The following is a 21,837-nucleotide window of genomic DNA, read 5'->3' on the forward strand; positions in this document are numbered from 1 at the left end:
CGCTGTGGTTCTAGCACGTGGAACACTCCTCAATCACCGCCGTTAAGGCCGCTAAACTGTCGCTCAGCTTTCCACCGTTATCGACTCTTGCAAGCCCCGGAAAGGACTCTTTCAGCTCGCGTTCTACTTCGCGGTGGCGCTCAAGTCGGCGCTCAATGTCCTCTGGCGATTCACGCCCCCGTGCGACTAGCCTACGCCGCAGCACATCAGCAGGCGCGATGACCAGCACCGGCACCAGGGCGTTACCAAACCGCTGTTGTGCTTTTGGTAAGGCGCGCCGGCTACCGTTAAGCAGCACCGTGGTGCCACTGGCTAGCCACGCCTCCACCTCAACCCCAATGCCATAGTTCAGGTTGTGGGCATGCCAGTCGAGACACAGCAGCCCGGCTTCGCGGCGCACCGCAAACTCAGCGTCACTAAGCGCAATGCAGCCTTCATCCACACCACTTTCCCGCGTGAGGTAGCGATGAGCAATCAGCCACTCGGGGTGCGCGCGACGTGCAGCCTGCAGCAGGCTATCTTTGCCTACCCCACTAGCGCCGATCAGGTAGATTAAACGCCCCATCAGTGCACCTGTTTTCCGGCGCACCATACGCGCTGCACCAATGGATAGCCTTCAATTTCCCGCACCCGAATAAGATCGGCTCGCAGTCCTTCACCTATACGGCCCCGATCATGAAGTCCGACCGCTTCAGCGGGGTGGCGTGCCGCGCAGGCCACCGCACGAGGTAAGTCATAGCCGCCTTCCATGGCGGCAACCTGGAAGACCGCATCTAGCAACGCCGCCGGGTAGTAGTCCGAAGAGAGGATATCGAGTACGCCATGGCGCACCAGCTCACTCGCGGCGATATTGCCGGAGTGGGAGCCACCGCGTACCACATTAGGGGCACCCATCATCACCGCCATACCGTGCCGGTGAGAGGCCGTGGCAGCGGCCAGCGTGGTGGGGAATTCGGCTACCTTGGTGCCATATTCCAGGCTTTCGGCCACATGTTCAACGGTAGCATCGTCGTGGCTGGCAAGTGCTAGGCCACGCGCGTGGCAGGCCTGGGAAATCGCTTGGCGATAGGCGCTTGAGTACTGCGCACTAAAGTCTTGCTGGCGTTCAATAAACGCGTCAAGGCTGGCATCATCGAAACCGTGCTTGCCTTTGTAATACACCCGGTAAGCATCAAGGCTGACAAATTGACGCTGCCCTGGCGAGTGGTCCATCAGCGAGACCAGCCCAAGCTCTGGCAGGTCTGCCAGCGACTGAAAACGCGCCAGCGTATCCGGGTGGCACACCTCACAGCGCAGGTGCAAACGGTGGTCAACACGCGCCATGCCGCTGCGATTGATCTCGGCCAGCGCCTCGACCATTTGGTGCAGCGCATTCTGGCGCATACCTTGGTCATCCACATCACCGATAGAGACCGCATCAAACACCGTGGTGATACCACTTGCGGCCATCTGAGCATCATGCGCCAACGCGGCTGAGCGTGATGGCCACGACACCCTGGGCCGGGGCTGAAAGTACTTTTCCATATTGTCCGTATGCAGTTCAATCAGCCCAGGCATCAGCAGATCGCCTTCGCAATCAATCGTCCCCGGTAGCGTGATAGACCTGCGTTCCACGGCATCAATCAGCCCATCTTTCAGCACAAGGCTGCCGTGTACGACCTCGTTATCGAGCACCAAGCGGGCATTGGTCAGAATCTGGTTATGGGTACTCATCACTACGGCTCCTGGGTAGCGCTCAGCATGTGCCCTTCCAGCGGCAGCAGGCTGTCGGCGACGCGTTCACGCACGTCTTCATCGTGGAAAATGCCTAGCATTGCGGTGCCACGCCTTTTGGCTTGATGAATCAGTTCAACCACCACATCGCGGTTGACGCTATCCAATGAGGCAGTGGGCTCGTCCAATAACAACAAGGGATGCTCAGCGATAAAACCTCGGGCGATATTAACGCGCTGCTGCTCACCACCAGAGAAGGTGCCGGGGGCTAAGCTCCATAGCCGTTCCGGCAGGTTGAGCCTGGCGAGCAAGGTCTCGGCGCGCTGGTGTGCCTCGCTTAGCTCGCAGCCTCGAGACAGTAGCGGCTCCATTACTACTTCACGCGCCGACACCCGTGGCACCACGCGCAAAAACTGACTGACATACCCAATCACATCACGGCGCAGTACATGCCACGCCTGGGCGGGCAAGTCGCCAAGCTCTAGATCGCCATCGTCAAAGTGCAGCGTCAAGCGGCCGCCAGAGACGCGGTAGTTACCGTTAATCATCTTCAGCAAGGTACTTTTACCAATGCCGCTGCGCCCGGCCAGTACCACGCACTTGCCTGGCGCTAAGCTCACGTCGAGGCCGCGCATAACGGCTAGCTGCTGCCCACCTTGGGCGTGCAGCACAAAGGTCTTATCAAGCGCCGAGGCGCTTAGAAAAGGTTGGCTGGTCGCTGTCATAGCGGGCTCCTCGCGATGGAATCCTGGGAATTAACACGGCTCATGGTGTCAACACCGATGACACCAACAGTTGGGTGTAGTCATGCTGTGGATCGTCAAGGATTTGGTCGGTTAACCCAGCTTCCACCACTCGGCCTTGGCGCATAACCATCAGCCGGTGGGCTAACAAACGCGCGACCGCTAGATCATGGGTGACCAGAATGACCGACAGGCCCAGCTCACGGGTTAGCGTGCGCAACATATCCAGCAGACGCGCCTGAACCGAGACATCAAGCCCGCCGGTCGGCTCATCCATAAATACCAAGCGCGGCTGCGTGACGAGCGTGCGGGCAATTTGCAGGCGCTGCTGCATGCCGCCAGAAAAAGTACGCGGCGCATCATCAATGCGCTGCGGGTCAAGCTCCACCCGGGCCATCCAGTCTTGGCCGGCCGCCCGCAGGTTGCCGTAGTGGCGCTGGCCAAGCGCCATTAAGCGCTCGCCTACGTTGGCCCCAGCGGATACACCAAGGCGCAATCCATCACGCGGGTTCTGATGCACTAGCCCCCACTCCATGCGCAGCAGCGCCCGTCTACGAGCCTCGCTAATCGCGTATAAATCGAGTTGATCGCCGGCCTCTCCGGTCACCGCACTGGTGTGCTTCGTGCTGTGGTAAACCACCTGCCCGTGGTCAGGTTTTTCCAGCCCTGACAGTACGCGCAACAGGGTCGATTTGCCCGAGCCTGATTCACCCACGATGCCCAGCACTTCGCCTTGATGCAGCGTAAAGTCGATGTCTTGGCAACCCTGATTGGGGCCATACAAACGAGTGATATTGCGCGCTTCAAGCAGCGCGGGGAGCGTAAGCTGTGGGCGTTTCATACCCCCTCCTCGCGGCGGTCCTGGCAGTAATCAGTGTCGGAGCAAACAAACATGCGTCCTCCTTGATCATCGGTAATAACCTCGTCGAGGTAGCTATCGGTGGCCCCACACAAGGCGCACGGCTCATCCCACACCTGTATCTCGAACGGGTGATCCTCAAAATCCAGGCTTTTGACACGGGTGTACGGCGGAATCGCATACAGGCGCTTTTCGCGGCCAGCGCCGAACAACATAAGAGCCTCATTCATATCAAGTTTAGGGTTATCAAATTTGGGAATGGGTGACGGGTCCATCACATAGCGATCATCCACCTTGACCGGGTAGGCGTAGGTCGTGGCGATATGGCCGTGACGGGCGATGTCTTCGTACAGCTTGACGTGCATAACCCCATACTCTTCCAGGGCATGCATCACCCGGGTTTCCTCTTCACTTGGCTCAATAAAACGCAGCGGCTCGGGAATGGGCACCTGAAACACTAGAATTTGGTTTTTAGTCAACGGCCTTTCAGGAATGCGGTGGCGGGTTTGAATCACGCTCGCCGCGCCAGTGCGCGTGGTGGTTTCTACCCCGGCCACGCGTTCAAAAAAGCTGCGAATACTGACCGCGTTGGTGGTGTCATCAGCGCCTTGGTCGATCACTTTAAGAACGTCATCAGCCCCCAGAATGCTAGCGGTAAGCTGCATACCACCTGTGCCCCAACCGTAGGGCATAGGCATCTCACGGCCGCCAAAAGGCACCTGATAACCGGGGATAGCGACCGCTTTGAGCAGCGCGCGGCGGATCATGCGCTTGGTCTGCTCGTCTAAATAGGCGAAGTTGTAGCCGCCATAGGCATTACCGGCCTGATCATCGATAGTGGCGTTCATACCGGACGCTCCTGTGAAGGCTGAGAGACGGCGGACTCGCGGGCAACGTACTCACGGCGCAAGCGACGCAGTAGCTCTAGTTCCGATTGAAAGTCGACGTAGTGCGGCAGCTTCAAGTGGGAAACAAAGCCGGAGGCTTCGACGTTATCAGCGTGAGCCAGTACAAACTCAGCCTGCTGGGCCGGGCCTTGCACCGGCTCACCGAGCTCTTCAGCGCGCAGCGCACGGTCCACCAGCGCCATGGCCATGGTCTTACGTTCGTTGCGCCCAAAGGCCAGCCCATAGCCGCGGGTAAACTGCGGAGCTTTTTCGCGGCTGCCGCTAAACTGATTGATCATCTGGCACTCGCTGAGCACGATTTCACCGATACATAACGGGCCATCAAAGCCTTCCACCTCGATCTCTACTTCAACGGTGCCTTGGCGAATCTCACCGGCAAACGGGTGGTTGCGGCCATAGCCGCGTTGGGTCGAGTAGCCCAGCGCCAGCAAATACCCTTCATCGCCGCGGGCCAGCATTTGTAAGCGGGTAGCACGGTCTACCGGGAAGTCGGGCGGGTCGCGTGTAATGTCATAGGGTGCGGCGCCATCGTCGACTTCCTGCTCAATCAGTCCTTCGGCGTCAAGGGCATCAAGAATCTGTGGGCAGGCTTCAAGTCCTGCCTCGGCGCGCTCTGGCGCTGGCGTTTCGCCTTCTGCCAGCAGCATGAAATCGAGCAGGCGATGAGTATAGTCATAGGTTGGCCCCAGCACTTGGCCACCCGGCACATCTTTGAAAGCCGCGCTAATACGGCGTTCGACGAGCATATCGGCGGTGTTGAGCGGTACGCTGTCGGCAAGCCTGGGCAGCGTGGTGCGATAGGCACGTAACAGAAAGACCGCTTCGGTCAGGTCACCGCTAGCCTGTTTCAATGCCAATGCAGCGAGTGCTGGGTCGTGCAGCGAGGCTTCGGCCATCACTCGGTCAACGGCAAGCCCTAACTGATCGCATACCTGCTCAACCTTAAGTTCAGGCTGGGCACGGTCACCGCGGCGGCGGTCGGCCATCCAACGGTGGGCGTTGGCGATAGCCTGTTCTCCCCCTTTAACAGCAACGTACATTAGGTACTCTCCTGCGTGGCGGTGGGCGTCGAGGCAATGGCTGAAATGTGCGCAATGCGAGTGCTACGCGGGATAGCAATCAGGCGACCTGCGCAAGTCAAAATAGCGTCTGATCCACACGGGAAGCTTTTACGATTAGCGCTTAGTCGCATCATTAGCGCCTCGGCGCAGGCATCAAGCGTAAGCACTTTGGTCTCCAGAATGCCGGGCCCACTCAAGCGCCAGCGACCCGCGTTATTAATATCGTGGTGGATATTGTGATGGATGCCCTGATAGTCAGTGCTGCTTAGTGCCTCTAGTACCACTACCAAGGTTGTGCTGCGATCCGGATAGCTATCGCTGCCTTCGGCAAAGCCCGGCAGCTTCTGGCAACTCTGTGGCGTTAGTAATGCGAAATCAGCTTGGTCGGCCTGTGTCACTATGCATGCGCCGGTATGAAACCCGATCGCTTCTGCCAAACCGTCACGGTTCAACTCAGGGGCAATCCACACGCGGGTATCCAAATCACACAGAGCCAGCATCGCCCCCCAGGCAGCGCGCGAAAGAGCAACACCGCTTGGCAGTGGCGCAAGGCCAACCTCTGCAATGGTGCCTGGTTCGGCCATGGCGCTTAGCAATTGGCGGAACAAGCGCTGCCCGTGGTGAACAGCGTCATCCAGAGCGGGCCAATCATGTGGTCTTGGCACAGTGGACTGTTGGTTGTGCGACACAGCACCTGTTGAACTATCGTGCATGGTTACTCCCCCCGTACCATGGTGAAGAAATCGACCCGGGTCGCCTCGGCGGTCTGCGAGAGCTGCGTACGTTCATCGGCTAGCGCCTGGGTCAGTGGCTCAATCAGTTCTGCATCAATGCGGCGCGCCCAGTGCGCCTTGCGAGCGCAGGCATCAATCAACGCGATTAACTCGGCGTGCTCACGGCTACGCCCGGCTACCCAGCCGTGACCTAAGTCACCTCCGCCGGGCGTGCCATCGTCTAGCGCCACACTGACTCGCGTAAGGGTCATTTCGCCGAGATTAAACGCGTTGCCGGAGCCCCCCATGCGCCCGCGCACCATGACCATGCCGGTCTCTGGCCCGCGCACGCAGCGGTGCTCAACATGAATGCCAAGCGTTGCCCAGCCCTGGCTAAGGCGCTTGAAGGGCGTCAGCGCGAGAATCCGATGGCGCTGCTCTGGAGATAGAGGGTCTGGAGATATACGGTCTGTCGACATACGTTCAGGCGTCATCATGATTCCTCATCGTTGTCATGATTGGCTGCAACCAATACATTGCTAACGTTAAATTTAAATTTAAAAATCAAAGTGATAAGAAACACGGTCAGCCCTGGCACGGCTGACAGAAACCTCCACCAACCGTTGGTCTTCATCAACGTTGTCGCTGGTCAACACCAGCAGCGGGGCGAGCTGTGCGCATTGCAATAAACGGCTATCGTGACGGTCGGCCTGGCATGCTTCTAAACGCACCCTGGCGCGGGTTAGCCGCAGGCCGTAGTGCTGGCCAAGTAATGCCCGAGTTGAACCACCGCGATAGCGATCGCACCAATCAGACACTCGCGCGGCATCAAACCAGTGGCGTAAGCGCAGCAGCGGCGAACTATCCACCAGCCGCAGTGTATCCACGCAGATCAGACGCTCGTCATCGGCCAACTTGAAGCGTTGGGCGATGGCCTCGGGTGGCCGCTGCAAGCCTTGCTCTAAACAACGGGTCTCGGTGTTTAACCCCATCTCTGCCAGGTTGTGGGTCACCTTGCTACCGGCGCTGACCGTGTAATCCAGCCGCCGGTCCACAACCTGGGTGCCCCAGCCCTGATGGCGTGTCACCATGCCTGCGGCGACTAGCTCATCCAATGCGCGCCGCACGGTGTGGCGATTGACGTCAAAGCGCTTAGCCAGCGCCACTTCGCCCGGCAACTGGTCGCCGGCGCTATGCTGGCTACGCACCTCTTGTGCCAGAATGCTGGCTAACTGGCGGTAGCGCGGCTCGCGGAACTCTTCACGGCTACCCTGCATCAGTTGTCTAGACATTTTCACTCCTGCTATAAACCCATCCCGCAGTGGCTGACGTGCTACCGGCGAGCCCATCACCTTTTTAAGAACTAGATAAAGCGCTTACGCAGGCGCTGAGATGCCATATCCAGCACCGTGACGGCCACAATAATCACCAGAATGATGGTGGCGGTTTCGGCGTACTGAAATCCGCGCATGGTTTCCCATAACGCCACGCCGATACCGCCCCCACCGACCATGCCAAGTACCGTGGCAGAACGGATGTTCGACTCGAAGCGATAAAGACTCACCGAAATCCATAGCGGCAGTACTTGGGGAATCAGCCCAAAGATGATCTCTTCGATCCGCCCTGCGCCGGTCACTCGAACACCTTCCATTGGCCCTGCATCACTGGCTTCTACGGCCTCGGAAAATAGCTTTGCCAGCACGCCGGTAGTGTGTACAAACAGCGCCAACGTGCCGGCAAAGGGACCAAGGCCCACGGCCACTACAAACAGCATGGCAAAGACCAGTTCATTGATGGCACGACAGGCATCCATCAGCCTTCTCATTGGCTGATACACCCACCAAGGCACTAAATTTTCAGAAGAAAGCAAGCTGCAAGGCACCGCCACAATGATCGCCAGCAGCGTGCCCCAAATAGCAATTTGAATGGTCACCAGCATCTGGTCGATATAATGGCTAAGGTTGCCGAAGGATGGCGGAAAGAAGTCACCTGCCAAAGTGGCCATGTTGCCCGCATTGGTCACCAGTAAGCTGGGGCGTAGCTCGGCACCCTGCCAGGACCAGACCAACACGCTAAGTAACACAAACCAGCCCATTAGCGAGAGCCAGCTACGCCGCCGAGGCACTGTGAGTGGACGTTGAGACGTATGGGTGTTCATGGTTGCTCCGGGCGGGGTAAGCAGCCTGCGCTCCCCCGCCTTGGGTGGTGTATAGATATGAACTGAGGTGATGTATATGTATGAACCGGGATGGCTATGTCAGCCAGCGGAGGCAACTGCGTGGACATCTTCAGATTCTGCGTCTTCAGGCATGGCGCCTTCTAACGCTTGAAGACGTGCATTGAGGGCTTCCAACTGAGCATCAAGCTCGGCTATCTGCGCTTCACGATCGGCGTCAGACAAACGGTCGTTATTGGCCACGTCCGCACGCTTTTTGAACAGTGCAAGCTGGCGAATCGGTAACAGAGCGTCGTTATTGGAAGCTTCAAAGTGATCCCACTGCAGCGGCGTTAAAATGGCCTGTTCTGCATCAGTTTCACCATAGTTAAAGAAGAAGTTACGCAGGTTTTCTTTGGTTTCTTCCGGCAGGTTGGTGCGCCACACCAAGGGGTCTGACGGAATCAACGGCGATTTCCAGACCACGCGCAATTGCTCCGCTTTCTCGGGCGCGGTGATCTCCAAGCGCTCCATACCCTCGCTATTGAAGGTGGCGACATCAACCTGGCGATTGGCCACCGAAAGCGCGTTAGTCTCATGGCTGGAGTTCAAGGTGCGCTTAAAGGCCGTGGAGGCATCAATGCCATTTTCAGCAAATACGTAGTAACCCGGTACTAAATAGCCCGAGGTGGAATTTGGATCACCATTACCAAACACGAGACCTGAGGCGTTAGCCAGCACGTCGTCGATGCTGTGCAGATCGCTGTCCTGATGCACAATCATTAAACTCCAGTAGCCTGGCTGGCCACTTTCCGGAATCGTCTGAGCAAACACCTCGCCACCAGCACGGTCTACGGCTTCCATGGCCGACTTATTGCCGTACCAAGCCAAGTCAATTTGATCGAACCGCATTGCCTGGATGACCGCCGCGTAATCGGTGGCAAAAAACGGCTCTACCTCCATGCCAAGACTTGCCGACATGTCGTCCAGGAACGGCTGCCACAACGGCTGCTGATTCTGGCTTGACTCAGTGGAAATAATGCCAAATTTGAGCGTGTCAGCAGCGGCAAGCTGGGCGCTGGCGACAAGGCCAAATCCAGCGATTAACGGCAAGGTAAAACGACGAACAGAGGCCAGGATCATGGGTGCTTCTCCAAGGTAATAGGGTTATCTGCTACGGGGTCGCTGGCATTAAACAAACGCAGGCGCTGCTGGCGGAGTCCCGCCTCGACGATGAGTGGGCAACGCTTCTCCACTTAAAGCTTCGCCAGCGCGAAGTTCATCTAGACCGGCATTTTCATAAAGGGCCTGCAGACGTGAGTCGGTGAGTTCACCAATGGGACCATCGAAATACAGGCGACCATCCTTAAGCGCGATCGCGCGATGGCAGTAGCGGCGCGCAATATCGACTTGATGCAGAGTGACGACGACCGTGCGGCCATCTTCAGCGTGAATACGGCTAAGAATTTCCATCACTTCACGAGCACTGCGCGGGTCAAGCGATGCAATCGGCTCATCGGCCAGGATCAAATCGGCGTCTTGCATCAACACCCGTGCAATCGCAACTCGCTGCATCTGTCCACCGGAAAGCGTGTTGGCCCGCTGGTCCACTATATCTTCCAAGCCAACGCGGGCCAGACAGGCCCGTGCGCGCTGGCGCTCCTCAGCGGTGAATCGCCCCAACAGGGCGCGCAAGCGAGACATGCTTCCCAGCCGCCCGATCAGCACGTTGGTCATCACACTTAGGCGGCCAACCAAATTGAACTGCTGGAAGATATAACCGGTGCGGCATCGCTCAATGCGAGCGGCACGGCGTAGGCGGCCACTGGCCTGCACTTCGCGATCCATCAACGAGACGCGCCCGCCCTGCGCCCGATTGCTGCAGGTAAGGCCGACCAGGTGGCGCAATAGCGTGGACTTACCCGAACCGGATGGACCAATCAACGCAACCATTTCGCCCGGTGAAACGCGAAAGCTAACGTCGTCGAGCACCTGGCGGTGCCCGAACGATTTGTTTAAACCTTCAACGTGAATAGTAGAAATAGACATGACGCTTCTCCTCTGGGGATGGCGTCATTCTGGGCGAGCAAGATGACTGTCAGTTGTCTAGACAATGTCAGTTTGATGATAATTTTCGCAGCCGTATGGCCTTTTCAGAGTGAACATCCGCGATCCCATAGCGACATATCAACTACTTGGCTCCGATTGAAATGTTTTTGTCATTCATCTGCCATCAGTCAGTCATTTTATTTTTTTATGTTTTCTATCCTGACGACGGAAAGGTTGAAGGTGGCTAAACCGTTGCTCAAAAAGCAACAAACTTGTCACGCTAGCCCCTACTTCCTGCCCGCTAAGTCGCTTAGCTTATAGCCTCTAAAATAATGACGCTAATAACGGCAGGAACAGGCAATGCTTTCAAAACACGTTTTCTCAGAAAAACAGCTGCAAGATGCCACCGCGCTGCGGCATAGACTTCATCAAAACCCTGAGCTTAAATTCCAGGAAACCGACACCGCGACGATCGTTGCAAAACAACTTCGTGCGCTTGGTTACAAGGTCACCGAGGGCATTGCTATCACGGGTGTGATGGCTGAGCTGGACACTGGGCGAGACGGCCCTGTGATTGCTTTCCGAGCCGATATGGATGCTCTTCCTATTCTTGAAGCTAACGCTTTTGATCACTGCTCCCAGCGGGACGGTCTAATGCATGCCTGCGGCCACGACGGGCACACCGCCACGCTACTGCTTGCCGCCGAAGCCATTATGGCGATGCGCGATGAGCTATGCGGCTATATAAAGCTGCTGTTCCAGCCAGGAGAGGAAGGCGGTAACGGTGCAGACTTAATGGTCAAGGCAGGCGTGCTGGAAAATCCCAAGGTATCCGCCGTGTTTGGCTACCATAATCGCCCTGGTTTTCCAGCGGGCCAGCTATTCGTCAAATCTGGTTCGGCAATGGGCGGTAACGACACTTACAAAGTCATTATTAAGGGCGTTTCCGGCCATGCCGCCATGCCACACTTGGCGGTTGATCCTATTTACGTAGGCGCATCACTGGTACAGCAGTTACAGGGATTGGTGGCTCGCCATAAGTCTCCGCTCGAAGCTGGCGTGATTACGGTAGCGTCTTTCCACGCTGGTGATGCCGCCAATGTCATTCCCGGCCATGCTGAACTGCTGATCAATATTCGCAGTGACCGCCCTTCTTCCCGTGAGGCGCTGACCGGCAAATTAGAGCAGGTAATACAGGGTGTATGTGCAGCCCACGGTGCGCATTTCCAGATTGAGCATCTTCATCAAATTCCGCCGCTGGTTAACGACCCAGAATGGTCAGAAAGAGTCCTGGCAATAGCCGCTGAGCATGCGGTTAGTGACGATATTCAGCAGCTAGATTACATGCCTACCATGGGCGCAGAGGACTTTGCATTTTATCTACAGGAAGTGCCCGGCTGCTTTTTCTTTGTCGGTAACGGCGACAGCGCTTATCTACACAACGAAAAGTATGACTTCAATGATCACATATTACCGGTCGCTGGCGGCATGTTCGTGGCCCTGGCAAAAAGCGTTTTATCCCAGCGTTAGTGGCCTCCCTTCAATCCATTAAGATTAAAAAATAACGTTTAACAATAAGGGCTAAAACGATGCAAGGCGTACTTTCCTCTATTGAGCGGGTGGGCAATAAACTCCCACATCCGTTTATTCTGTTTGCCATTCTGGCCGCCATTGTGGTGATTATCTCCGCCATTCTCGCGATGTTTGGTGTTTCTGCCATCAATCCACAAACGGGCGACAATGTTGCCGTTCGCAATCTGCTTTCTGCAGATGGAATCGAGTTCATGCTGACCAGCGTGGTCAGTAACTTTGTAAACTTCCCTCCGCTGGGACTTATTCTGGTAGTCATGTTCGGCATCGGCCTTGCGGATAAAGTAGGCCTAATGTCGACCCTGATGCAGGCTAGTGTGGCCAAAGCACCGCCTTCTCTGCTTACCTTCTGCGTATTTCTGGCGGGCATTTGTGGCAGCATTGCATCCGATGCTAACTATCTTATTCTGATCCCCCTGGCGGCCATGCTGTACTACTCAGTGGGCCGTCATCCTATTGCCGGGGCCGCTGCGGCCTACGCTGCCGCAGGCGCTGGCTTTGATGCCAGCCTGTTCATCACTGTGGGAGACGCGCTGTTTGCGGGCATTACCACCGATGCGGCACGCCTAGTCGATCCCGACGCCTATATTTCGCCGGTCGATAACTACTACTTCGTTGCCTGCTCAGTCTTCGTGCTGGCTATCGTTGGCACATTAATCATCGACAAAATAGTGGAGCCAAGGCTTCAGCGCACCCTACCGATGGACAAAAACTTCAAAACGGACATCGTCAAACCGGAGTTAACCGCTGCGGAGAAAAAGGGGCTCAAACGTGTCGGTTTTGCCACCCTAATTTATCTGGCTTTGGTGCTTATTGCGGTGGTTCCTGAGGCGTCGCCGCTGCGCAATGAAGAAGGCGGTCTAATTCCGTCGCCTTTCTTGCGCTCGCTGGTGCCACTGATGTTTATCTATTTTGTGACGATTGGCTTGGTCTACGGCATCACCACAGGCAAAATCACCAGTAGCCGAGACGTGCCGCAGCGGATGGCAGAATCCGCCAGCGATCTAGCCCCGACGCTGGTACTGTTTTTTGCGATATCGCAATTTATTGCTTACTTCCGCTGGTCAGAACTTGGTCAATATATTGCCATTGAAGGTTCTAATATCCTGCAAAGCACCGGCTTTACCGGTCTGCCTTTGGTCGGAGCGTTTATTGCTATGAGTGCGGTACTTAACGTCTTTATGACCAGTGGCTCGGCCCAGTGGGCATTAATGGCACCGGTTTTCGTCCCAATGCTGATGATGATCGACTTTGACCCAGCCTTTGTATTGGCGATGTTCCGTATTGGCGATTCAAGCACCAACATCATTTCCCCAATGAGCCCATACTTCTCTGTCGCGCTGGTCTATATGCAGCGTTACAAGCCTGATATGGGCCTGGGAACACTGATTGCCACAATGCTGCCGATGGCACTCGGCTTTTTAATTGCTTGGTCGGCGTTCCTGATGTTCTGGCTCGCCATGGGATGGCCGATTGGCCCTGGTGTTTACATGATGGCAAGCTAACGGCACCCGATATTATTGCATTGTCATCATCAGCTTCCATAGATAGTCGGCGGCGGGCGAAAGCCTTCTGCCGGCTCGACGCACGAGATTTCCCTGGCTGCTGGCCGCTAGTGGGTGCGTAATGGGGATCGCTTTCAATAATCCCGCCTCTATCTCATTTCTGGCGGCAGCAGCAGTCATAAATGATACGCCTATGCCCGCGCTGGCCATGCGCCGTGAGACGGAGTGCAAATTACAGCGGTAGGCGGGCGTTGCTAGCTGCCCAGCGGCTCCAAGCACCGCGCTAACAAACTTCTGCGACCCTGATACATCCGGTAAGAAAATCAACTTGTGCTGCAAGAGCTCGGCCACGGTAACGCCAGCCTGACTAGCCAATGGATGTAAAGGCGCCACCAGCGCACATAGTGGCCCACGCTCAAAGGAGTGAACAACTAGTCTAGGATCCGAAATAGGGCCATAGGTAATGGCAATATCAACCTCATCTGTCGCTACCATTTCATGCGGCTCGCGAGGATAGTAGATGCCCGTTTTAATTTCGATTAACACCTCAGGGTATTGCTCGGAAACACGCCGCATCACGTGGTTAATAAAGCTATCGACAAAGCCGTCGCCCACTGACACTACGACTTTACCCGTCTGCAAGTTGCGTAAGCGGGAAAGCGTATCACTTAGTTCAGCATTCAGGCGTCGCTGGGCCAGAAAGCTTTCCAGCACTAGCCGTCCCGCTTCCGTCAGCATGACATGACGCCCCTGCCTTTCCAGCAACGCCATGCCAAGCTCTCGTTCTAAGCCCCGCACCTGACGGCTCACCACGGAAGGGTTGATATTCATATGCTCAGCCGCCGCGCGGATACCGCCACAGCTGCTGACCTCTAGCAAATAGAAAGCGCGTTTATCCAGTATGTTCATGGCATGCACGTGTTGTAACGCAGGCAGCGATTATGCAAGAAGCAGCTCTCACCCTATCCATGTTAATAAAACCTAAGCATCCCGCTCATTAACTTAGCCATGCTTTAATTTCTTGAGCGACCAGGTCGGGGTGCGTTATGTGAATACAATGCCCTTCGGTGGCCACCTCCCGTAACGAACTATTAGGCATGTGGGCATGTATATAAGCACCGACGGTGGGGTTTGCCAGCGTGTCGCGCTGGCTTTGAAGCACCAGCGCGGGGTGCTTTGATTGAGGCAACAAATAGCGATAATCAGAAAAGAAAGTAGCTCTAGCAAATATCTTGGCTACCAGAGGATCGGTTGAGCAAAAACTGCTGGAAAGCTCGTTAATCAGCTGCGGTGAACTGTCTGCGCCCATGACTAACGGCGCGAGATAATTCGCCCAGCCCAGATAGTTTCGATCCATCAGATCAAGCAGCTCTTCAAGATCGGCGCGCTCAAAGCCACCATGATAGTCTGGGGGCATATTCAAAAAGCAAGGCGAAGGGCAGACCATGATTTGGCTGGCAAACTGCTCGGGATGAGCAATCGTTGCCAATAGGCCAATCGTACTGCCCACCGAATGGCCGACGAAATGCACCTGCTCTAACGCTAAGGCCGTGCAGATATCATTAACATCACGTGCGTAGCCTTCTAGCGTGCGATAGCGCGATTCGCTAAAGGCTGAAATATGCGATTTGCCAGACCCCACGTAATCAAATAAAACCAGCGTGTACTGTTCTTTTAATGTTGGAGTCAGATATTGCCACATGTTTTGATCGCAGCCAAAGCCATGGGCAAGCATCAATGTTTGTTCGCCAGAGCCCATAATAGTGACGTTATTACGCGCCATTATCCGTTCTTTCGTCAGCACGTTGGCGTTACTCCCTTATGACAGCTCAATACGTTTAAATTTATGGCGAAACTCGTGCTGCTCCCACGCATCAGCCCACGCGCTAAACGCCTGGGCGGGCATAGGACAAGCAATGTAATAGCCTTGGGCACACTCAAAGCCAAGTTCAATGAGTTGCTGACCATGCTGCAGTGTCTCAACGCCCTCAGCCACTACATCGCACTCAAACGCGCGAGCAAAGCCAACAACCCCTTTGAGAATGGCCAAATCACCGCTACTGATGAGCATGTTTTTAACAAAGCTGCGGTCCACTTTAAGCGTATCTACCGATAGATCCCTGAGATGGCTCAGCGATGAATACCCCGTGCCAAAGTCATCCAACGAGATTCGAATGCCCATTGTCCGGCAGGCAGTCAGCACTGAGTACACATACTTCACATCTTCAATGATGCTCGTTTCAAGTACTTCAAGCTCAAACCGATGCTTTGGTAGTCCTGGGAAACCGGCAAATATCCAGCGCAGGTCGCGTAGAAAGTGAGGATGCTGCAAGTGGTAGCCATCAATATTAACACTGACATGCACGTCTAATCCCTGCTCAAGCCACGCCTTCAGTTGGCTCAGAGCAGTGGTGATAACCCATCGCCCCAGCGCTAAGCCTAGCGATGTCTTGTTAAGTACCGGCAAGAACGATATGGGGTTCTTCAGCCCATCCTCAGGGTGGTTCCAACGTATAAGCGCTTCAAGCCCGAGTATTTTACCGGTACGCATGTTGACCTTAGGCTGGTAGTAAAGCTCAAACTGGCCGGCATCCATAGCGGTTCTAATCGCGGATAGCTCCGAATATTTTTCCTTTTGAATATCCTCATCGTCGCTATTAAATAGGCAAACCTGATTTTTGCCAGCAAGCTTAGCCTGATACATCGCCTGGTCGGCCTGGCGAATAAGCTGGTCAGGCTCAAGCTCATTTGACTGCGGATAAAGCGTCACGCCTATGCTGGCTGAAAGCTGTAGCTGCACCGAATCTATTTCAAAAGGCTCCGCAAGCTTATTTATAAATCGAGAAAGCGTTTCCTCGACCAAGCTGGCACTAAACTGACCATTTAAAAAGATAACAAACTCATCTCCGCCAAAACGAGCGATTAAGTCCTCACTTCTAAGGTTGCTGACTAAACGCTTCGCTACTAGCTGCAGGACTTTGTCGCCCATATAGTGCCCATAAAGATCATTCACCTCTTTAAACCCATCGAGGTCAACAAACGCCAGCGCAAAGGCAACGCCGCCGCTCTTTCTATCCATAATTTTCTGATCAAGATGGCGTGTTAAAGCCGAGCGATTAGGTAAATTTGTCAATGAATCCATATCGGATCGCGTACGGAGCAACGATACTTTCTGCTCAAGAAGCTTTTTGGTTGACGTCAGCTCTTCAAACAGCTGATCGGAGCGACTGGCGCTGCTAATGCTCCAAAAAAACTGCCCGCTTCCGCTATTATCACGAAGCATGTTGACCACGACAGGCTGCATGCGCGCAGATCGCATTCTTAAAGACAAACGAATTTCATCACACTGCCCGTCTTGCCTTAAAATAGGTACGATATAAGTGTCGTACATAATTTGAGAGGCTTTACTAAGTAAAACAAACAGATCCGCACCTAACAGTTCATCCGATGAATAACCGTACTGCTCTTCCATATAGCGATTAGTATAGACAATGCGTCGCTTATCATCGGTGACCATGCATCCCACCGGAAAATTATCGAGAGGAAATAGCTCGGCTGTATACATAGCTTTCCTTCAATAAGCTCTAAATGACTCACACGTAACCGTCTTTAACGGTCTTATAGCCTTGAATAATACCCTAATTTTTATTTTTACAACGTAACCATTTGATACAATTAACAACACAGCCATAAGCTCTGCATTTAAACAAGTAATAAAACCACGGTGACCTGCCCCATGAAACGTTATGAGCAATTTGCCGATGAGATAGCTGCGCTGATTCGCGAGGGAGTGATAAGCCCTGGGGAGCGAATCCCTTCAGTTCGCCAGGCCAGTCGCCATCATGGCATTAGCCCATCGACGGTATTTCAGGCCTACTACTTACTGGAAAACCAAGGGCTGATCACTGCTCGCGCACGTTCAGGCTATTTTGTCCGCGAGCATGCGCAGCGTTTGTGGGATGAACCACGCGTAACGCTGCAATACGCAGACCCCGCGGAAGTAGAAGTCAGCGAACTGGCATTCTCCGTGCTCGATTCACTGCAGGATACACAAACGGTGCCCTTTGGGTCTGCGTTCCCCAGCCCCGAGCTTTTTCCACTTTCTCGGTTAAGCACTAGCATGACGCGCGGCTTACGCGCTCTTTCGCCACAACAGCTGGTGGCTGACATGACCGCAGGGCATACCGACTTACGTCGCCAAATTGGCTTGCGCTACATGCTGGGCGGCATTCAACGACCTATCGAAGAGCTGGTTATTACCAATGGCGCCATGGAAGCACTCAATTTGGCCCTGCAGTGCGTAACTCAGCCGGGTGATCTTGTCGCGGTCGAATCGCCCGCTTTTTATGCCACCCTGCAAGTGTTAGAACGGCTGAAATTAAGAGCGGTTGAGATTCCGGTACACCCTCGAGAGGGCATCGACCTTGAGGTGTTGGCAGAGCGGTTGGAATCACTCCCTATTAAAGCCTGCTGGTTTATGAGCCATCTGCAAAACCCACTCGGCGCCAGCCTTAGCAAAGAGCGCAAGCGGATTCTTTATCAGCTGTTAAAGCAGCATCAAGTACCGATGTTAGAAGATGATGTCTATGCGGAGCTTTATTTTGGCAGTGTGCCCCCCGTTTCCGTTAAAGCCTTTGATGATGAGGGGCTGGTCATCCACTGCAGCTCTTTTTCAAAGTGCTTGGCGCCGGGCTATCGCGTCGGCTGGGTAGCGGGTGGCCGCTATGCCAAAGCCATCTCACGGCTAAAGCTGATGACAACCATTTCGCCGTCTATTCCAGCACAGGCAGCCATTGCCGATTATTTGCAGCACGGCGGGTTTGATCGCCATTTGCGTAAGCTGCGCCACGCACTAGAAGCCCAGCAAGCCAGTATGCTGGCCGCTGCAGACCGCTACTTTCCTGCTCAAACCCGCATCACGCGGCCTGCAGGCGGCTATTTTTTATGGGTCGAGTTTCCGGAGCATATTGATTCACTGCGTTTATTCACCATGGCGCTTGATCACGGCGTTAGCATAGCGCCTGGCCCTATTTTCTCGGCGACGCAGCAGTTTCGCCACTGCATACGCCTGAGCTACGGCCACCCCTGGACCGCCAGTAGCGAGCGCGGAATGGAAACTCTCGGAAAGCTATTACAAAGCAAACGGCGTTTGGAGTGACATCAAACGCGCACTTCACCCTCGTCTGAGTTCGCATACCGACTTAGCTTACCAATTTGATAAATATCGTTCATATACATATCAAGCCTGGAAATACAGAACGTCATAAAGATTAATACATAAATAATAATCATTAGATAAAACGGCTCATTAAGCCATAAAAATGCGGACGCCGAAAATTTATAGTGGATAGTATAGATACTCATCCCGCCTAAAAGCTGTGCCAAAAAACAGTTAATAATAACAAGCGTTATCAGCAAGCCACGCACGTCAAACGTAGGCAGTTTCGTTATCCAAAACGATAGATGCTTTACTTTAATATCGCCGTTATAGACCAATTTTTCCCTGCGCCTTAATAGAGGAATGGCATAGCGCCCTTCTTCCTCATCGTTAAATGCTGTCAAGGCCATTTTTCGCGTAATGCCAGGGCCAAAAACAGCCGCAGCGGCTTGGTCGAAATCTGCCTCTGAATGCTCGCTTGAAGACGTTTTTACTTTGGCAGAGAGCTCTGCTAAGCGGGCTTTATCCGCGCGCGATAATTTCTTTTCATTGCCGACATTTATATTATGGTTAACGTCATACACCTGGTATAAAGCGGCCGTCACGCCCACAAAAATAATGACAAAAATGATATAGATCAAAACACGTCCTCCACTCACTGCTTATCTATCAAGAACAGTCGAAAACTTGACCGCTATTTGCTTTCATTACATCGACACCATGCTCCCTGCCGGCCCCACGAACTCAGCGTCTAGGTACGAATGATGACGATGATGAACCTAACTTGCGCAGATGCAGACACGATATCTATGCATGGTAACTATGACTATACACCCTTGATCTGTACAGGCTCAGAAAGCCTCTATAAAGGCAGATCAGATCAACGCAGCTGAATAAGAATAATTCCCGGCGTTGTCTCTCGGTTTCATAGAATCACTGGGCCCACGTTTTCCCTAAACGTTTAATCGATTTTTTATCGCCTCACTTTACGAGCGGTCTATACTCGCGAGATGTAAACCGGACTACGCCAACCTATGCCCGCTGACCTGCAAGCACTCTACCCCAAGCTGATTCACCTGATGCTGGACACGGTTTTTGTCGTCGATGAAGACAACATGATCGTCTTTGTCAGCGATGCCTGTCAGTCACTGCTCGGCTATCGCGCCGATGAATTGATCGGCACCCTGATCACTGGCTACATGCATCCGGATGATCTCGCGGCCAGCCACAGCTCCATTCAACGTGTTATGAGCGGTCAGCCTCATATTGATTTTCGCAATCGCTATATCCGCAAGGATGAAGGGATCGTGCATATCCTATGGTCTGCTCGTTGGTATGAAGAAGAAAGAGTGCGTGTTGGCGTGGCGCGGGACGTATCGGCCCTAATACAGTCCGAGGCAGAGTTACGCTTTCTCGCTCACCATGATCCGCTGACAAAGCTAGCCAATCGGTCACTGTTCTACGACCGACTGAATTCAAGCCTGAGCGCGGCCCAACGCCACCAAAATGGACTGGCACTCCTGTTTTTGGATATCAATGACTTCAAAGTGATCAATGATGTTCATGGTCATGCCGCGGGTGATCGCGTGCTGTGCACGGTGGCTCGCCGGCTGGAAAGCTGCCTACGCGAAATGGATACTGTCGCCCGAATGGGCGGCGATGAGTTCACGATTCTATTAACCGACATAGAATCAGTGGATGCCGTCGCGAGAAAAGTAGATCAGATATCAATGGCGATGAGCGCACCGCTGGGCGCTGAATTCGGTGGACTCGCGATGCCATCCTGCAGCATCGGCGTGGCATGCTACCCTGCCGATGGCAACGATGCTGATACTCTGCTCAGCTATGCAGATGCGCATATGTACCGGATTAAAAAGCACCGTTGGATCGCTACATAAGCACCGCAGGGAATACTAATAACTCCTCTTTTTCGACTGTGCCCTGCGGCGCGCTAACTCCGGCATGAAACAAGCCTCACAGCATGAGGCCGATCAATAAATACGCGACCAGAGACACCAAGGCGACAGCGAGAGCAAAGGGAATTTGCGTCTTGATATGGTCAATGTGGTCGGAAGCGGCGCCGGTGGAAGCCAGTACCGATGTGTCCGACAACGGCGAGCAGTGGTCCCCAAACACACCTCCGCCCGCGACTGCGGCGACGGTGGCATAGAGCAATGGCGTAATGGCATCTGCGCTGAAATTGAAGGCCAGAGGCACGGCTAACGGCATCATAATGGCAAAGGTGCCCCATGATGTGCCGGTGGAAAAGGCAATGACGGCGGCAATCAAAAATGTCATGGCGGGTAGTAACGCAGGCGTCAGCCAACCGGCGGTTGCTTCAACAATGTAATTGGCCGTGCCCATATCTTTTGACAGGTGATTCAGCGAATAGGCCAGCGCCAGGATGATGATCGCGGGCATGACACCCTTCATGCCGGAGAGTGAGGTTTTCATAATGTCGTTGAAAGGAATGCCCTGCAGGCGCATGACAATCCCTAAGAACACCGACGCCGCCAGGAAGGCTTCCATGGTCTTGGCCGAATCCATCACAATAAACGTCCCTACCGCCACACCGATCACCACCATGACCGGGGCGAAGAAGTTCCAAAATAGGCTGGTGCGCACACCTTCATAAGGTGGAATATCGGTTAGCTCCTCTCCCACCAGCGGCTCAGCACCATCACGCAATACCTTGCCTTCTTCTTGGGCCCGACGCTCAGCTTCACGCATTGGTCCGAAAAGCGGAATAACGCCAACAATCACCATCCCCACCACCAGCACAGAAAGAAATGCATAAAGGTTGAAGGGGATGGCATAGAGAAACACACTCATTGCCTGCGCCGCATTCTCAATAGGGCCCATTCCGATCAGCAGCCCAGAGATAAATACCGCCCAGCCGGTGATCGGGATCAGAACGCTCACGGGGGCTGAAGTTGAATCCGCGATGTAAGCGAGTTTTTCACGGGAAATACGGTAGCGGTCCGTCAGGCCACGCATCGTGCTGCCGACAAACAGCGGGCTGAAATAGTCACTGAAGAAAACAAACATCCCCATGACCCAGGCAATCAGCTGAACCTTCACGCGCGATAAGGCGCGGCGCTCCACCCAAGCAGTAAAGTTTTGAATAGCCCCCGTCCGCTGGAAAAAAGCGATCACCGTACCGATGAATAGCTCTAGCAACAATATCCAGGAGAAGCTCGTCGTGCCCAGCGTTTCCTTTAACAGTGTCGGAAACCCCATCAACCCATTGCCAAGGGTGATTACCCCAACGAAACAAGCGACGGCCAATGAAAAAACGGTATTACGCGTGACAAATGCCAGCACAATCGCAAGTGCCGCCGGCAGAATAGACAACAGCCCAATATGCTCTTGAGGATTCATTG

General features: G+C 54.2%; 21 protein-coding genes. 4 read left to right on the forward strand and 17 right to left on the reverse strand.

What is annotated here, in order from left to right; translation table 11 throughout:
- Nucleotides 1-10: 10 nt before the first annotated feature.
- The 12 genes from phnN to phnC all read right to left on the reverse strand — a co-directional run bounded on the left by phnN (nucleotide 11) and on the right by phnC (nucleotide 10,201).
- A complete protein-coding gene (gene phnN / locus KUO20_RS15070; RefSeq protein ID WP_235040645.1) occupies nucleotides 11-565 on the reverse strand; it encodes a ribose 1,5-bisphosphokinase in 555 nt (184 codons plus the stop codon).
- A complete protein-coding gene (locus KUO20_RS15075) occupies nucleotides 565-1,713 on the reverse strand; it encodes an alpha-D-ribose 1-methylphosphonate 5-triphosphate diphosphatase (RefSeq protein ID WP_235040646.1) in 1,149 nt (382 codons plus the stop codon). Before KUO20_RS15075 ends, phnN begins: the two co-directional genes overlap by 1 nt.
- Nucleotides 1,714-1,715: 2 nt before the next feature.
- Nucleotides 1,716-2,438 (reverse strand): phosphonate C-P lyase system protein PhnL, encoded by a 723-nt coding sequence (gene phnL / locus KUO20_RS15080; protein ID WP_235040647.1) that lies wholly within the window; start codon nucleotides 2,436-2,438, stop codon nucleotides 1,716-1,718.
- Between the two features lie 40 nt (nucleotides 2,439-2,478).
- Entirely contained in the window at nucleotides 2,479-3,297 is an 819-nt protein-coding gene (gene phnK / locus KUO20_RS15085; protein ID WP_235040648.1) for a phosphonate C-P lyase system protein PhnK, read from the reverse strand.
- Complete coding sequence (locus tag KUO20_RS15090; RefSeq protein WP_235040649.1) at nucleotides 3,294-4,163, reverse strand: alpha-D-ribose 1-methylphosphonate 5-phosphate C-P-lyase PhnJ; 870 nt, start codon at nucleotides 4,161-4,163, stop codon at nucleotides 3,294-3,296. Before KUO20_RS15090 ends, phnK begins: the two co-directional genes overlap by 4 nt.
- Entirely contained in the window at nucleotides 4,160-5,263 is a 1,104-nt protein-coding gene (locus KUO20_RS15095) for a carbon-phosphorus lyase complex subunit (RefSeq protein WP_235040650.1), read from the reverse strand. The genes KUO20_RS15090 and KUO20_RS15095 overlap by 4 nt, the downstream gene beginning before the upstream one ends.
- The gene (phnH, locus tag KUO20_RS15100; protein ID WP_235040651.1) at nucleotides 5,263-5,997 is read right to left on the reverse strand and encodes a phosphonate C-P lyase system protein PhnH; all 735 of its coding nucleotides are present in this window, start codon (nucleotides 5,995-5,997) and stop codon (nucleotides 5,263-5,265) included. Before phnH ends, KUO20_RS15095 begins: the two co-directional genes overlap by 1 nt.
- Before the next feature lie 2 nt (nucleotides 5,998-5,999).
- Complete coding sequence (gene phnG, locus KUO20_RS15105) at nucleotides 6,000-6,494, reverse strand: phosphonate C-P lyase system protein PhnG (RefSeq protein WP_235040652.1); 495 nt, start codon at nucleotides 6,492-6,494, stop codon at nucleotides 6,000-6,002.
- A gap of 60 nt (nucleotides 6,495-6,554) precedes the next feature.
- Entirely contained in the window at nucleotides 6,555-7,289 is a 735-nt protein-coding gene (gene phnF / locus KUO20_RS15110; RefSeq protein ID WP_235040653.1) for a phosphonate metabolism transcriptional regulator PhnF, read from the reverse strand.
- Nucleotides 7,290-7,360: 71 nt separating this feature from the next.
- A complete protein-coding gene (gene phnE, locus KUO20_RS15115) occupies nucleotides 7,361-8,155 on the reverse strand; it encodes a phosphonate ABC transporter, permease protein PhnE (RefSeq protein ID WP_235040654.1) in 795 nt (264 codons plus the stop codon).
- A gap of 99 nt (nucleotides 8,156-8,254) precedes the next feature.
- Entirely contained in the window at nucleotides 8,255-9,295 is a 1,041-nt protein-coding gene (gene phnD, locus KUO20_RS15120) for a phosphonate ABC transporter substrate-binding protein (RefSeq protein WP_235040655.1), read from the reverse strand.
- 48 nt (nucleotides 9,296-9,343) lie between these two features.
- The gene (phnC, locus tag KUO20_RS15125; protein WP_235040656.1) at nucleotides 9,344-10,201 is read right to left on the reverse strand and encodes a phosphonate ABC transporter ATP-binding protein; all 858 of its coding nucleotides are present in this window, start codon (nucleotides 10,199-10,201) and stop codon (nucleotides 9,344-9,346) included.
- A 360-nt stretch (nucleotides 10,202-10,561) separates the two neighbouring features.
- Between phnC and KUO20_RS15130 the strand changes: the two genes are divergently transcribed.
- Both KUO20_RS15130 and KUO20_RS15135 read left to right on the forward strand, forming a co-directional pair.
- A complete protein-coding gene (locus KUO20_RS15130; protein WP_235040657.1) occupies nucleotides 10,562-11,731 on the forward strand; it encodes a M20 metallopeptidase family protein in 1,170 nt (389 codons plus the stop codon).
- Nucleotides 11,732-11,790: 59 nt separating this feature from the next.
- On the forward strand, nucleotides 11,791-13,296 hold the full coding sequence (locus tag KUO20_RS15135; protein WP_235040658.1) for an AbgT family transporter: 1,506 nt from the start codon (nucleotides 11,791-11,793) through the stop codon (nucleotides 13,294-13,296).
- Nucleotides 13,297-13,308: 12 nt separating this feature from the next.
- On the opposite strand, the gene KUO20_RS15140 is transcribed toward KUO20_RS15135, so the two are convergent.
- The 3 genes from KUO20_RS15140 to KUO20_RS15150 all read right to left on the reverse strand — a co-directional run bounded on the left by KUO20_RS15140 (nucleotide 13,309) and on the right by KUO20_RS15150 (nucleotide 16,861).
- Nucleotides 13,309-14,205 (reverse strand): LysR family transcriptional regulator, encoded by an 897-nt coding sequence (locus KUO20_RS15140; protein ID WP_235040659.1) that lies wholly within the window; start codon nucleotides 14,203-14,205, stop codon nucleotides 13,309-13,311.
- 88 nt (nucleotides 14,206-14,293) lie between these two features.
- Nucleotides 14,294-15,100 (reverse strand): alpha/beta fold hydrolase, encoded by an 807-nt coding sequence (locus KUO20_RS15145; protein WP_275415645.1) that lies wholly within the window; start codon nucleotides 15,098-15,100, stop codon nucleotides 14,294-14,296.
- Between the two features lie 15 nt (nucleotides 15,101-15,115).
- Complete coding sequence (locus KUO20_RS15150) at nucleotides 15,116-16,861, reverse strand: sensor domain-containing protein (RefSeq protein ID WP_235040660.1); 1,746 nt, start codon at nucleotides 16,859-16,861, stop codon at nucleotides 15,116-15,118.
- Nucleotides 16,862-17,032: 171 nt separating this feature from the next.
- Here KUO20_RS15150 and mapR point away from each other — a divergent pair, with 171 nt between their 5' ends.
- Nucleotides 17,033-18,454 carry a GntR family transcriptional regulator MpaR gene (gene mapR / locus KUO20_RS15155; RefSeq protein ID WP_235040661.1) on the forward strand — a complete coding sequence of 474 codons (1,422 nt, stop codon included), beginning with the start codon at nucleotides 17,033-17,035 and terminating at the stop codon, nucleotides 18,452-18,454.
- Nucleotides 18,455-18,456: 2 nt separating this feature from the next.
- On the opposite strand, the gene KUO20_RS15160 is transcribed toward mapR, so the two are convergent.
- Entirely contained in the window at nucleotides 18,457-19,113 is a 657-nt protein-coding gene (locus KUO20_RS15160; RefSeq protein WP_235040662.1) for a hypothetical protein, read from the reverse strand.
- 375 nt (nucleotides 19,114-19,488) lie between these two features.
- Between KUO20_RS15160 and KUO20_RS15165 the strand changes: the two genes are divergently transcribed.
- Nucleotides 19,489-20,352 (forward strand): sensor domain-containing diguanylate cyclase, encoded by an 864-nt coding sequence (locus KUO20_RS15165; protein WP_235040663.1) that lies wholly within the window; start codon nucleotides 19,489-19,491, stop codon nucleotides 20,350-20,352.
- Nucleotides 20,353-20,428: 76 nt separating this feature from the next.
- Here KUO20_RS15165 and KUO20_RS15170 read toward each other — a convergent pair whose 3' ends face one another.
- Nucleotides 20,429-21,835 carry a Na+/H+ antiporter NhaC family protein gene (locus KUO20_RS15170; protein WP_235040664.1) on the reverse strand — a complete coding sequence of 469 codons (1,407 nt, stop codon included), beginning with the start codon at nucleotides 21,833-21,835 and terminating at the stop codon, nucleotides 20,429-20,431.
- Nucleotides 21,836-21,837: the final 2 nt, after the last annotated feature.

Origin of the sequence: Vreelandella profundi (assembly GCF_019722725.1) — a bacterium.
GTDB lineage: Bacteria > Pseudomonadota > Gammaproteobacteria > Pseudomonadales > Halomonadaceae > Vreelandella > Vreelandella profundi.